Origin of the sequence: Photorhabdus heterorhabditis, assembly GCF_018448905.1 — a bacterium.
GTDB lineage: Bacteria > Pseudomonadota > Gammaproteobacteria > Enterobacterales > Enterobacteriaceae > Photorhabdus > Photorhabdus heterorhabditis.
In genome coordinates this window covers 40,029-54,808 of the sequence record NZ_RCWA01000006.1, presented here as the reverse complement: position 1 = coordinate 54,808, position 14,780 = coordinate 40,029, and the positions used below count along the sequence as shown (strand labels likewise).

The following is a 14,780-nucleotide window of genomic DNA, read 5'->3' as shown; positions in this document are numbered from 1 at the left end:
AGAGCAGGCTTTTATTGAACAGTTGTGACGTCGCTTAGCCATTTCACCGTATATGGGTTTATCCTTTACTGTCCCAATTATCCAACGTTCAAAGCCTATTTCAGGTCCATTTAGAGATGTATTTTCAAGACATTGCAGGCTGGTTTTGGGATGGGAAATAATGACCAATCGAACTGAGGTAATTGTTAAAGTAACTTTGTAAGTCGGTTCTAGCTGCGAAACGGCATTAATGCCAGATTGGTGATGACATGGTCGGTTCGCTAAACAAGGAAAATTATTTTATCCGTGGGGGCGATTGAAATAATCCCTCGCACTAAAGTTACTTTTTTAAAGGGGTATACGGCGCATTACAAGGCGACTAGGGCGGAGAGGGTAAAATATAAAACGAAAAAACCCGGCCACACAGCCGGGTTTTTATTTATTGTGCTTTAGTTTGCAACTGTAGGCGGCGCCATTTGGCTATCATTAGGATCATAGACCGTCACGGTTTGCGTATCAGAATCGTTACTGTCATCATAAGCAATCACTTTTACGACCTGTTTACCCTTATTGAGGTTCTTCGACAGTGTTGCTGAATTGCCGAATACATTTCTCTGCTCGTCGTTAATGTACCATTCATATTTGCGCATTTTACCATCGGAATCCGTACATTTATTAGTAAAATTCCAGCTCAGATTGGTTTCCGTATAATCTAATATGCACTTGGGAGGAGCATTTTTGACTACGTCAAAATCAACGTTCGCAGTGCCGCGCTGACCAAACTTACTTACCACCTCAATAACCAGCTGGTATTTGCCTTCTGCCAAACCAGGTAAGAATTGAGCCCAGTAATTTCTACCTCCATCAATTGCTTGTCCGTTCAGCTTGTACGTCACCGTATCGACCACATCAGCTGAGTGAGACAATTTGATATTTGAGCGTAAAGTTACGTCAAGTGGGGCTCGCATATACTTGTTAGAGAACTTAGGCGTCATTTCTACCTTCATCGGTGTTTGATCATCCACGATAAATGTATTTTCAAGACGACTTTCGTTGCCACGATTATCTTTAAAGACAACAAATAAAGTATATTTTCCTGAGTTCAATATGGAGAATTCCTTCTTATCGCCGTCATCTTTAATGAGCTTCAGTTCCTCTTTGTTGTAAATCCATTCACGGGTATACGTCACTCCCGGGTATTCATCATCAACTCCCGACAGTGAAACAGTCAGGGTTGACGGGGCCATTGCATAACGAAGACGCGTGTTCATTTTCACCTCTGGGAATTTGTATACCCAAGATTTAACAGATACACGTCTTGTCGAAATGGTTTTTTCTTTATGTTTTGTCAGCCAAGCACTGTACTCAAACGCGGCGTAACCCTGCTTGTCGAGCATATCTTCAGTCAATGTTAGATTCAGCGCCGACCCTTTGATGATCTGGCCGTCTGGCGTTTTCCACTCTTCACTAACTTCTTCATTATCATCAACCTTTTCGTTCGGGTTGATATAGGAGCCCGTCAGGTTTACCTGCTGCCCCACTTCAACCATCGAACTACCCGTTGCCTTAACTGACAGACGTTTTGGTTTAGTTATAGTGACTCTTGCAGAGGTTTCCTTCCAAGCTTGTTCACCGGTCAATCCATCAGAATCCGAATAGCGCATTCGGGCATAGATGTACTGGGGCAGTTCATCCGATGCAGTGATGTTGTACGATGTGCTGCCTTCGGACCAGTTTTCCTTATCCTCAGACCAGACCACTTCTGCCGTCCCTTCAGGCACGGGCTCGCCGTTATCCATCAGTTGTACCGGAATATCATTGCCTTCCAGTGTCGGTACAACCTTAATTGATACTTTGGGCTCCTTGTATGTGACCACTGTCAAGACATCGGTCAACGATTCAAGGTTGGTAAACTTATTCTTCATTTTTGCACGGTACAGCCATTTTCCAACCGTAGTCTTCTTGATGGTTACACTGCGCCTTCCATCCATCTCGGTCAGCTTAGTCCAAGTGGTACCGTTGTTTTCGGACGTTTGCCACTCCGTTGGGGATAAGGCATCAGCATCAACTGTTGACTTAGTTTTAAATGAAACCACTGTACTTAGCGGGATTCTTCCTATGATTTGACCCTTGGAGAGACCGCCTTCCAGCTCTTTGCCGTTGTAAACGCGAATACTGACAGCACTACTTTCACGTTTCATTACGAAGTCTTCAAATGGTGAGCGAACCTGAGCCACGGCTATCAGACGATGATTACCAAGGTCCAGTCCTTTAATATCAATTTTGGTAGCTACAATACCCTCGTCATTTACAGGCAATGGCTTAGTCAGGGCGGTACGCTCATACGTCGTCTTGTAACGGCCTGTCTCATGATCTATCGCGTAGATGCTCTTTTGTGCATATACCGTGACATCCCACTCACCCATATCGGAACGAACGAACTTGGTACAGCGACAGTCATTCTTATAGCGGCCAATATTGATCGTCAGCGGTAGCTTAAGTCCGGTGGCGGTTTTCTTATCATCAACTTTAAGATATGTCATGATGTTAAAGTCCGGAACGGTATAGACATTCAGTATGTCTTGGGTATGAAGCGCCGGGTCTTTTGCATAGGCAACATCAATATCCATAACATTCTTGGTCCACAACGAAGATGGACCAAATTTCAGACGCTGGACAAAACTTGTCGCATCAATACTTGATGATCTATTTTTGTACGCTGTTTTTACCGGTTCCTCACCGTTTTGTTTGGTCGTTATGTTAATGTCTGACGGAACAACCTTCGCAACGATACGAGCAGCTTCCCCCCCAGATGTGTACACGAGCGCCGTATTAGGATTAATGCCTGCAATAGTCTTACTCTTTTTGTATGTAATAACCGGGTCATATGGGAGTTCTGCATTCAGCTTGAAACGGTTACGCACCGCCACAGCCCTGGAACCTCTGGCATTCGTCATATAAACGTAGTAATCCAGAAGGTTTTCACCGGTTACATTGAAGAATCCACTCAAGCCAGGGGTACGCCCTTTAAAGTAAAACTCAAGTCCATCTGGGACATTGTTCCACTGTGGGTAACAAGCAATGATATTTGGGTTATTACCCACCCATTTCAGATATTCATCAGCATTTTCCTTGGTTGTAAACAAAGTGCAGTTTGTCCCAGAGGTCTGAGACATCAAATCCGTGTATTGGCGAACTCGTGAATACAATTTTGTTCCCTTTTCCAGATTCTTAAGGGTAAAGCCCATGGGCATATATTCAAAGGTAGTTTCCAGAGTTGTTTGTTTACCGTAAATATTTTCTGCTACCAGAGTCAGTTGATGATCTACATTAAGTGCGAGGTCGTCACCGGCAGGCAGGTAATAAATCCCTTTATGGCTGGTCGGCATTAATTTCACAACTTTGTTGTCAATCGTTGCAGACTTGATATCCGCAATACCTTCTTGCCCCTGGAACGCCGCTACGATGACCTCATTCAGAAAATAAACAGGAGCTCGCTTGCCCAATCCCTGCCCATCTTTAATAACAAGAAGAGACGGTGAGTCACTGAGCATAAGCTTGGAATTAGTCTCATCATAAACAGACTTGTTTGCGCTTTTGTTTTCAACCGCAAAGCTTGCGCTGTAAGATCCACTAATCAGATCCTGGACATCGAATATATAAAGATATTCATCCCTCACCAACTGCGGACCGGTTACGGGCAGCAAAGTACGTTTGGTCGGCGTCGTCCACGTCTGATTAAAATCAAGAACGGTACCATCATCAAGAGTGACTTTTGTTACTGGTTTGAAAACACCATCAGGGATTAGTGTTAGTGTCATAGAGGTTGGGAGCCACCATTCCCCTGTTGTGCCCTGTTGGGGAACCTTGACAGCAACAGCAACAGTTTTCGGCCCAGTGTAAATGCTCTGACCACCAACATCGATGGTTCTGGCATCATCAGTGAAATTCCATAATGTATGGTCAACAACCGGGGGGCGGTAATCCCAACGCAAAGTAAGATTATGCGTCTCCGGTGGAACGAAATAGTTATTTTTTGAATTGACTGTAACAGTAATGTTCCGTGAACCCTGCAATTCATCAGAGTCACTCACCCGTACACTTCCGACCGTTATCGTGCAGTTATCCCCACCAACCGGGACCTCACATGATGAACCATTACCAACTGAAATATACTGAATGAAATCACGTGGTTGAATCTGTACAGTGATGTTTCTGAGGGCTTCATCTTTAATGTATGAGTCGACGATAAATCCTTCAAGAACCTGCCCGTTGATTGAAGATTTCATACCTGTAATTACCGGTTTAACAGGCGCAACCGTAGAGACAGTATATTCAGAGCGTATAATCTCGACTTTCTGTCGTTCACGCCCTGAATAATAGGAAACCAAGTACGGCAGTTTCATTTCGCCGACCTGGTTGGGGATACCTGATAGTATGAAACCGTTAGCAGTCATGCCGTATGCGTTAGGCAACCACTCAAAAAAACAGACTAGGTTATCGAGTGTAGATGTGGCGCGATTATCCACTGTGACGTTACAAGCCGTTCCGTCCCCTGAAGCAGTTATGGTGGTTGAGTTCACGTAAGCAACGAGATCACCTGAATCTTTAGCAAAATTTATTTTGGGTAACTCAGCTTCGAGCTTACCTGAAATCATGATTGCTTCAGCATGCAGGTTCTTGGGCGGTGCAAATAGCGAAAACAACAGAGCAAGGCTTACTCCGGATTTTCTCATGACAGTTTCCTGTAGTATTCAGTACTGAATTTCTACAGTTACTTTAAACGACAAAGATCAATCACTGACGACGTATAGAGGTACAAAAAAACACGACACCCAAGCTAACTTTTGTGCCGTGGTGATCTTTATAATTGTGTGCCTCGTCGTTTGGATTCAGCAAGCCGACGTGTTGTAATAATTGATTCTGAAGATACCTAGGGTATCTTCAAGGTTAGGACCCCCAACAAGAATGTACCGACCCTTACACTATCTATCTCATTGACGGGTAATCGGTACTGAAACTGCTGGAAGGTTGCCCCAGTTTCAGTCGGAACAATACCCGTTGTCATAAGGAGTCCATCACTTGCAGAGTGCCATTTGTAGCCTTTTTTACCGTCCGTTCCATCGCACAACCAGACACGAACACCTTAATTTTGTGCCTTAGCAGGGAACTGAAGCTGTGATGTCTGCATGCCCTTATCCCGCATTAAAGACCCAGCTACCAGAAATCATTTCGTCATTAAATTTATTTTTAAAATCTGCCATGTAAATAGATTTATTATCCTTACCCATCAAAAATGAATAAGATGCTGTTTCAATAACCTTAATATTGGAGAGTTTTTTTCCATTACAATTAATATGTTTAGAATTATGACTCCTATAATTATTGCTTATAGATATCACTTTTGAATCAATACCATTTATAGAGATTAAATCTTTTCCTTTCACTGCAATATTAAGTGAAGGGATATTAACTGAACATGATATGAAGTTTGAGACTTTCTGTAGTCTGTTGTCTGTCAGGTTTATTAGATCGTCTTTATGAAATATCTTTCCCAAGCCCCAGCAAACAAGAAGACAGGCTACCAGTACACCTCCAGCCACTACCACTACTTTATTGATATTTCTCACTCTCTTCACTTTCTTCTCCAAGCAGATGCAAAGCGCTTACACATAGCAGCTGGAGCTGGTAAAGCAGGTTATCTACCGTAATTCCGCCTACGAAAGTCACAGTTCTACGAATAGTTATCCCAGCTGGTACACGCTGTATAAACCCAATCCCGCTGTCCCGGAGAAGTTGATCTTCATTTACCAGCTTAATCTCATCAACGGGTGGGATAATGACTTCAATGATGATTGTATCAGCTGGGGCGAGGTCCCAATCGTGTTTAGATATGACAATTGGTGTGATTGTTATGTGGAGCCCATCAAGATCAAAAATGACAGGTTGTGACAGCCCCTTTGTAGTTCGAGCAAAGGGATTGGTGAGATGCTGAACCGGAAATTTTGAATTATCAAGGACTTCAAGCAGTTCACTTCTTCTCAGACCATGAATCATGTTACCAATAGTTTGCATATTTTTTCTCGCTCGCTTTTTATAATAATCAATAGATTAATGGCATACCGATTAACTGAAATTTTCCAGAAAAAGTAGCTAGTTGACTCCCGGTATACGCCAATAAAAATACTGCTTTTATCTCAATCAGCTGCCCAGCAATAGTGGTAGTTGCCTTTTGTAATAGAAGATAATCTGCTGTTAACGAACCCTAAACCGATGTTTTTGATGCCATATGATATGACTTTAAAACATCAATAAGGCAAATTCACAGACGACTATATCCGAATAGTATATCAATTATCCATGATTTGATCAGATTATAGCAAGCGAACCCGAGTGACTGCTCCCCGCTCTACCTATCGGGCGAGGCTTCTCACTTCTCAGGCTGTTGCTCGAACTTGACGAGTCTGACACAAGCCTCTGTGGGCAGAAACGATAAATTCTTCCGCCTTTAATTTGTCTATGCCCTACTGTTTGATATTCAATGCCGCGTTGATATCTTATGTAATAGATAACGGTCATGTTTAATACCACACTCAGGACATGGCCAAAAGCGCACATTTAACGGCATTTCTGGCATTTTATAACCGCAGCAATAGCACATTTTTGAACTCGCGCACCACTGATCAAGTTTGATCAGATGGATGCCTTTCTGTTTTGCTTTGTATTCCAATTTTGACACAAAGCTATACCATGAAGCCTCTGCGATATGTTTTGCCAACCTACGGTTTTTTTTAACCTATTTAATGATTTCAACGTCTCGACTATCACGGACTGGTTTTCGTCAACGATTTGTCTGGAAAGTTTATAGTGAAAATCATGACGAACATTAGCGGGATGCTCGTGACATCTCGCCACCAGCCTTAGCCCCCATTTCCAGAACTTTCTCTGCCACTTTTTCACGCAGGAAGACGCACCTGTGATGCTTGTGATATAAATGGTAAACAAAACGATGGGATGAGCTTGCAGTTGTTAAAACGTAATAACCACACACAGACAAGTCCAATCCCACCGGTTGTGATTACTCGGGGTAATGGATCAATTGCCCCGAGCCTTATTGATCGCGTCTTTAAGCGTATTGATATCTGTAGCCCCGGGAATAAAGGATGTGGTGGCCGCCGTCGGATTTTTCTTGTTCATGACAATAAATCCAGGCGTGCCGTTAATGCCCAGCTGTTCCCCCAACTGCATATTGGCTGTAATTACCTGTTCATATTTCTCTTTCTCATCGTCGCTGAATGCCTGGTTAAAGCCGGATTTTTCAACGACCACTTTCAGATCACTTTCCGTGAACACTCGTTTATCACGGCCAAACGTACCCGTAGTCACCATCAAATTATTATGGTAACGAAGGTATGCTTTAGAACCGAAGTTTTTGTAGACATGTAAACCGGTAGCCGCAGACTGACCCGAAACTGGTTTAGCGGAGGCAAAAATAGGGAACTCTTTGAAGAAATACTTAACGTTGGGGACCTGCTGGATCACCTGCCCGACGGTAGAGCTTACCTGCTGGCAATAATGGCAGAGATAGTCAAAGAATTCGATAACCGCGACATCAGCATTATCAGGGCCGTAGTTAGGCGTAACGGAGGTGTCAAAAAGCGCAGGTGCATAGGGAAGTAACCGATCAATGAACGCATTTGCATTATTCTCTTCAAGGGCCTTACCTGCTTTTAGAAGATTGTCCGGATTTTTAATCAGGTAATTAGCAGCAATTTTCCCGATTTCATCTTCAGAATAATTCTTCGTCTGGAAATAGTGGTTTGTCACAAAAACTGTTGTACCAGCGGCAATGATGGCAGTAATGACCACGCCAGTCAGTGGCTTCAGAAATGACAATGCCTTCATGTTAACCCTTTCAATGAGTAATAGAACCTTAGGTGAGTTTTCCGATTCATTATAATGAAAGCACCTAGGCTTCCCGAGTCACTTAATCCACCAATTCTACTTATTCCTATAAGCCGGGTCTGTAGTTCCATGGTAACAACATCGGCACTATTTCGGTATTTGTCGGTTAAAGTCTCGGAGTCGGTACAAATCCCCCATTCTCAGGGGTTCTGATTTACTGATGAAAATCTTTCTAATCTGAGCTTTCTCATCCTCACTCACCTCATTACTTTTGAGTATTTTGCTGAGCAGATTTTTGCTCATCTTTTTTTCCGGATGCAGTGCATTCAGCTGAAACTGGATGATGCCTATTGCAAGAAATTGGCAGGGTAATGAGAAAATCAAGTATCGGACTGGCAACAACTCGCCAAAGCCACATATCAGGCTCGCAACGATCCAGATAAACCAGAGAGCCATACATAACCTAAATCTTTTGAACGTCAGATGGTAGGCCAGAAGAATAGCCGGACTGTCCAGATAGCATGTCCCAGGCAGTCCACTTATATGCTCACAGCAGCGATGCAACTTTGACATGATCCATCCTTACGTTCAGCCATAGAGCTTTTAAGTTTCTTCGCTGTATCATCACTTACCTTCTGCCTGGCAAGTGATGCCTGCGCCGGATATGCACCATTAATATAATTTGCAGAGCGGAAACCGATAATAACAATACCGTGATTAAGATTGTATGTTTCATTAAGGTAATCCATTTGTCAGTCATCAAACTACAAAGTAACTTTCTCAATCACTCATCTTCTTAACAAGATTTTCAGGACTTACCCATCCAGTAAATAACTGAGGTTTACCACTCAACGTCACCATCGTGGGAGTACCCTGTAAAGGGATGGTTGATGCTATCTGGTAGTGCGATCTTATAAGCTCCTGACATTCAGCTATAGGCCGCCCGTCAGGCAGTCTGGCGTCGTTCATTGCCTGAGTTAACGATTTTGAAGGATCTGTGGCACACCAGATTTTCGCCATATTATCTGCAACGACGGAATTCACACCGGCCCGGGGGAATGCAAGATACTTAATGGTAATGCCTGCATTAAGGTAATCATTAATGTCATGGTGAAGTCTCTGACAAAATCCGCAAGTTATATCAGTGAATATACCCAACACATATTTTTCTTTCGGTGACTTATAGGTAATTGTCCGTGTGTTTACAGCGAAATTTCTCACTCCATTGAGAACAGTCTGCTCGGTCGTATTTTCGACTTTTTTACCGTTTACACGGAACAGACTGCCTGTAAAGATATAATTGCCGGTACTGTCGACGTAACTCACCCCCTCTTTTGATACAACCGTGAAAATGCCTTTCAATGGTGAAGGTTCAATATGTTGTATTGACAACCCTACACTCGTTAATTTTTCCCTGACTTCAACAGACAACTCTGTGCCAGGATTTTTAACTTCAGCTAAGACTGAACCTGTTCCGGTTAATACCGTCACGGCACTCAGGGTTACAGTCAGAGCTAATAGTTTCCGTTTCATCAACACCCCCATTTGTTTTGTCCGCTTATAGTACCAAACACATTCAGACCACCTTGTTCACTTAAAACAGAAAGTAACGGGGTTAAGTAGACAGACTCAGAACAGGAATGAAGGACAATAAAAGCAAGTTGATAACACCGGAATCACGATTATGTTTACCCCACCAGCAGAACATGAAAGGCCAATACCCATTGCAGTCCCTGTCGAAATCAGAAACCAGTGTGTCAGTGATGCCGCAAACTTTTTTGGCATCGATCCAGAGCTGGTGTTCACATTATTTGATAACGAAGGGGGAAAGGTTGGTTCTTTCGTTCACAACACTAATGGCAGCTATGATATCGGACCAATGCAGATCAACTCTTCAAACTTACCGGAGATCCGGGAACACTTCCCCAAGGTAACATGGAAAGTCCTTGCCTATGATGCTTGTGCAAATTTTTGGGTAGGAACATGGTGGCTCTATCGCAAGATAGTTGATCGCAAGGGAAATGTTTTTGAGGGTATCGGTGACTACAATAGTAAAACGCCGAAAGTCAGAGCTGTATACATTTTTAAATTCATGGAACGATACAATCGCAGAATTCAACAACGAAATGGCATGCATGAGCTTTATCAGTGGACCCAGCCCTGGACCAGTTACAATGGGCATACTCAGCACGGAGCATACCAGACCACAGATATTCAGGCCGATTACCAGCTTTAATATGAGGATGTCTTTCTGCTTTAATATTAAATAAATAGTGTCAAGAATCGCCAGTTTTTTGTAACTGGCGCCGGACACGACCGATAAGCTCCCATCTTTTCCTTCGAAAGGGGACTCCCGCCGACACAAGGTGGGGGAAAGTTTCTCCGGGGTGTTAGCTCCGTGTACTGTTTCACAACGTCAAGTATCACCATACAAGTCTGTAAAATAAAAACGAGACCAAAGAACAGGTTGATTCATGAAGTGACGCCTTCCCCAGAAAACGATCGACGCATTTAATTTTTTTAATCTGAGCCCACTCGGGCAGAAAGTACCCGATACGGGTCAGCATCAACAATGCGCCGTTGAGTAGCACTGCGTTGACAACGCCGGTATTTATGAAACGGCGCTAAGGCATCCCGGGCAAAATTATGAACAGATATATACCCTTCATCTTTCAAGCTGCTGCTTTGTTGGCTGCGTTCACTTACCCCAGTCACATCGTTATCTATGCTCCTGGGGATGCGTTCACTTGCCGCCGCACTGCAACTTGAAATCTATTGGGTATAGTAGTGATCTCACTGAAATTGTTGGCACAATTAGTAGATCACATAACGTTATGCCTGTTTCTCATTTTTTCTGGAGACCTCAGCACCTAAGTGTGGATTTTTATTAATTTTGCCTATTTTTTCTTGTTCTCATTAAGGAACTGTTCCATACGGTCTTTGGCATCTTCCTGTCCAATGTTATTGGGAAGGGATGAATAGAATGTTGAGAACTTATCGGCCACTTCTGGCCCGTAATGGGGATCTTCACTTAATGTTGTTTTGATGTTGCTGAGATTGGTTTGTTTCGCATTTTCATAAGGCTGCATACTATCAGCTGAAAAACCCATATTATCTTTCGTAGCATTAATCGTAGCATTAATTTTAGCAAGTTGGCCTATATTACCGGTCAACGACGTGGACATCGCATTGAGGTTTAAAGTATCCGCAGCTGAATTTGATGAGCCCGTGAACCGACCAATATGCCTCGCGCCATCTCCTATCATCCCGAGCCCCAGCTTCCCAAGTACGTTTTGAACACCATCGTCGACATAATATGTAACCCCTTTAGCGACACCGAGTGCGCTATTACCCGATATGTCATTTTGTCTGATTTGTTTTCCACCCTGATCATCAATTTCCGTCGGTACAGGTGTTCCAATAACATAGCTCTGCCTCAGGTAACTCCTGTCGCTATTATCACTGTGATTACTGCCATCCGGGTATGTAGCCTTGACTACATCGTCTACGCTGGCGTGACCATTATTATAACGTGAAGATTGCATGTGTATCCGTCTTAAATCATCATAACTTGCGTCAACGCCATATTTTCTGGCTTCCTGTCTTAACATCTCTACCTGCTCCTTGGAATCATGACCTGAATCAGCACTACCTGGGCCAGAACGTTCCATAACTCCAAGTGTGAATGCAGCCTGAGCAACCAAATTCTGCCCCTTCTCTTTATTACTCTTATTTGACTGATTCACCCGTTCAATATATGAATCAGCTGACTCGAAATTTCGGTCGGTGTTCATCTCATACTGAGCATTTTTTACTGCTCCGCTGAGAACTGCGGCAGGCTTAGCCCCGGTAACAGCATCCAGAAACACGTCTGTTTTACGCAGATTGTCGGTTACAGCCTGTTCTATCGCTGTAAGAGTTTCGGCGCCTCTCTTCGTAAATGGTTTACTTGTATCATCAATTTTTTGTATTGCGTTCTGTTCATCCTGAGACACCACTGCAGCTCTGTTTTGATTGGCCCTGCCGTTATATACTCCCCTTGCAATTTCATCATTAAGATCAGCCACTTTAATTCCTGCAACAGTGCCATCCGGATTTTTGTTTGCCGTCTTATCTTGTTGCCTCTGGTGCGCGTTAACATTCCCGGCCACCTGATTACCAGCAGCATTAATCTGATTTGCCGACATGACTCCAGATGTATCAGGTCTACCCAATTTACCTTGTTGTTCAACTACATAATTGCCCGCAGATTTGCCGCCTGTAATCGAATCCAGCTGATTGATAACAGGGTTAAGCTGTTGATTGTTAGCCCCAAACGTAGATGTGAGGCTTTTCAACAAGGCTGAAGTATCACGCATATCCTGCATGTTATGTTCCTGAGTTTCTTCAGCATCAAGCCTGATTTTTGCGTTACTTTCATCGCGCACGGCTGAAACGAGTGCGTCACGACGGTTGATACTCTCCCCCAAAGTATTGCTGTTTCGAAACATATCGAGATATGAATTATATTTACCTGTGAATGCATCTTCATTTAAACCATTTGCACGGGCAAAGGTACGTACAGAATCTTCATTCACGGTACCTTTAATGGAGTCACTAACTGCATCCAGGTTGACAGTTTGAGAAAATTGCATTCCATTTGAACTGCCTTGTTTACCATCAGTTGTAACCGTCGTTGATGCGCTACTCAATACTGACCGAGCGTCTTGTTGAACCTGGCTAAATGCGTCTTTTACCGAAGAATTTGTACCAAATGTGTCTGAACTCAAACTGGTTAAGCCTTTACGCAGCTCCTGTGCAGTTGCTAGGTCGGTCGATATCGCATCCTGATATGCGCCGTTCAAAATCTTATTCATCGATTCGGACACGTTATTGCTCTGAACCGCCGAAGCTGTAAAACTACCGTCTACACCTCCTGACACATTAACAGGGGAGCCACTAGGCGTACCTATTCTAAAAAGACCACTGGCTCCACCAGTCAGCAGGAACGATTGAGCTCTGGTTTTCCCTGTACTGAAACTCATACCAGTGGACTTAGCCAAACTGTTAGCCATCGTAGAGGACAATTTGTCGGAAAGAGCAATTGTCTGCGCTAATTGCTGGGAATATTGGTCATTATGAGCACCGGTTTTTGCAAGCTCTGTTGCGTTGTTCAACGATCGACTAAAAGACTGCTGACTGGATCGCATATTACTTAGCTGTGAAGCCGCACCATGCCCCATACTGTCAGAGATCTGGCTACCTACATTCCACTCACCAATACGTGGCAGATTCGAGTTGTTAAACCCTCCCTGATATAACCCCTGACCGGTTGAAACAGCTGATGTGTGGCTTACATCACCGAAACTTGTTTTTCCTGCATCAGGTGCAGTCCATACCTGTGGTGTCAGATGTGAGTTATTGATAGGCGCATCAGGGGTAATACCCTTCGTCGCAGACATCATCGGATGAATGCTCTGTGTCATCACGAACAACGTCAGAACAGGGATCAGTGCGTAAAGGGCCGACGCGACTGAAAGATACGAACTGTAAGTTTCAGCGACACCAGCGAGTCCACTCCATGTAACAGCGTTATTGCTGGCATTTAGTGTTGTCCAGGTATCCAAATCAGCTGTGACAACCTTTTTAACATATGCATTTACCATCACTGCGGTAATCGGCCACATATTCACAAAAACGACGAGTTGCAGATACTTGGCCGCAGCGGCTACACCATTACCACCCAGAGCAATTAGCATCAACAATGAGAATGGTGCCACCATATAAGCAAACATTTCCAGGAACGAGATAGCAGCACCTGAAAGATGTTGCCAGAGCTGCCCTTGCGATGCCATGTTATTCGCTCGCTTAATCGAAGCCTCAAAGAGCTGCATTTCAGTCGCCAGACCAAGAGCCGTCTGGTATTGCTGTGTACCTTTTTGAAGATTATTCAGGACAAAAAGGTTCGTCATTGCGTCATGGGCCTGAATCGCTTTGCCGTAAAGCCCGTTCGCCGCTTTCAACGTGCTGGTGAAGTCAGCATCACCACCATAGCCTGTAGCATCATCTGGACTCAGGATTCCGTTTACTTGTCCGATTGTGCGCATCAAGTTCTGGGACTCAGGCCGATCCTTGATAGCCAGCACATCTGCCCACACTTCCGAACATGGCTTCGAAATACTGCCATTAGTACCCACCAGCTGAGCTGAAGCATTCCGCATTCCGCTGCTGACAGCAGCGGTAATTTTAGACATTGAATCGCTGATATCAGTCGAAAAAATATCGTTGAAAATGTTTTCCTTACCAGCTATCGATGCTGTTGAGTTTTGTGTCGCTTTAAGGCAGTTAAGAGATACTGACTGTACGGTAAGGCATAAATTCAGATTACCAATTTTGGATGATGGTGATGGAAAAAGACTACAGTAACCCTGTGAGTCCCCCCCCCACTGGATAAACTTGACGAACTTAATCATTGGACCAAGCGTCAGATCGTCATTAAGTGTTGTCGACGCAAGATCAGGTGGTGCAAGCGGGTCAAATGCGGTCTTGTAATCCCGTAAAAGTCCCTGAGAAAGGTTCGTTGTAAGTGTAGCTGTAGCTGCTATCAGGATCGGCACATCATTTACAGCTCGTACTTCACCTGATTTTACAGACTCGATAGTGACATCTACCCGCATCACCGCAATTGAAAAAACGATAAGCCCTAGGATAAAGTTAAATACCGGAATCTCATTTTTAAGCGGATTCAGCAGCCATAAGTAACTTTTATAAAACAAATGAAGCCCAGCAAGCACTGCTGCCGTGGTCATGAACTCTCGGACACCGCGGTATTTGGAAAAAATCAGGGCAATACCGTTGAACGCAGACCAGACAAAATCAATGTCACCTAGGGTATAGATATTAAAGTCCATAGCCCT

Annotated in this window: 9 protein-coding genes and 1 pseudogene; 1 reads left to right on the top strand and 9 read right to left on the bottom strand. The window is 43.8% G+C overall.

Annotated elements, in window-relative coordinates; all coding sequences use genetic code 11:
* Positions 1-428: 428 nt before the first annotated feature.
* The 7 genes and pseudogenes from EAE89_RS05565 to EAE89_RS05535 form a co-directional block, all read right to left on the bottom strand.
* Positions 429-4,715: a hypothetical protein gene (locus EAE89_RS05565; protein ID WP_214085490.1), complete on the bottom strand. Its 4,287-nt coding sequence runs from the start codon at positions 4,713-4,715 to the stop codon at positions 429-431.
* Between the two features lie 459 nt (positions 4,716-5,174).
* Entirely contained in the window at positions 5,175-5,609 is a 435-nt protein-coding gene (locus tag EAE89_RS05560) for a hypothetical protein (protein ID WP_214085489.1), read from the bottom strand.
* Positions 5,593-6,054, bottom strand: a complete 462-nt coding sequence (locus EAE89_RS05555) for a hypothetical protein (RefSeq protein WP_054477239.1) — start codon at positions 6,052-6,054, stop codon at positions 5,593-5,595. Before EAE89_RS05555 ends, EAE89_RS05560 begins: the two co-directional genes overlap by 17 nt.
* A 449-nt stretch (positions 6,055-6,503) precedes the next feature.
* Positions 6,504-6,894, bottom strand: a pseudogene (locus tag EAE89_RS23495) (RNA-guided endonuclease TnpB family protein); the annotation flags it as partial.
* 180 nt (positions 6,895-7,074) lie between these two features.
* Positions 7,075-7,884: a DsbA family protein gene (locus EAE89_RS05545; protein ID WP_054477236.1), complete on the bottom strand. Its 810-nt coding sequence runs from the start codon at positions 7,882-7,884 to the stop codon at positions 7,075-7,077.
* A 147-nt stretch (positions 7,885-8,031) separates the two neighbouring features.
* Positions 8,032-8,457, bottom strand: coding sequence for a hypothetical protein (locus tag EAE89_RS05540; RefSeq protein ID WP_214085487.1), 426 nt, complete (start codon positions 8,455-8,457; stop codon positions 8,032-8,034).
* Positions 8,458-8,664: 207 nt separating this feature from the next.
* Positions 8,665-9,417 (bottom strand): thioredoxin fold domain-containing protein, encoded by a 753-nt coding sequence (locus tag EAE89_RS05535; protein WP_072161825.1) that lies wholly within the window; start codon positions 9,415-9,417, stop codon positions 8,665-8,667.
* A gap of 151 nt (positions 9,418-9,568) precedes the next feature.
* Between EAE89_RS05535 and EAE89_RS05530 the strand changes: the two genes are divergently transcribed.
* Complete coding sequence (locus EAE89_RS05530) at positions 9,569-10,120, top strand: lytic transglycosylase domain-containing protein (protein WP_054477230.1); 552 nt, start codon at positions 9,569-9,571, stop codon at positions 10,118-10,120.
* 284 nt (positions 10,121-10,404) lie between these two features.
* Here the strand turns inward: EAE89_RS05530 and EAE89_RS05525 are convergent, their stop codons facing one another.
* Positions 10,405-10,599, bottom strand: coding sequence for a hypothetical protein (locus EAE89_RS05525; RefSeq protein WP_054477228.1), 195 nt, complete (start codon positions 10,597-10,599; stop codon positions 10,405-10,407).
* A 182-nt stretch (positions 10,600-10,781) separates the two neighbouring features.
* Complete coding sequence (locus tag EAE89_RS05520) at positions 10,782-14,774, bottom strand: conjugal transfer protein TraG N-terminal domain-containing protein (RefSeq protein ID WP_214085486.1); 3,993 nt, start codon at positions 14,772-14,774, stop codon at positions 10,782-10,784.
* Positions 14,775-14,780: the final 6 nt, after the last annotated feature.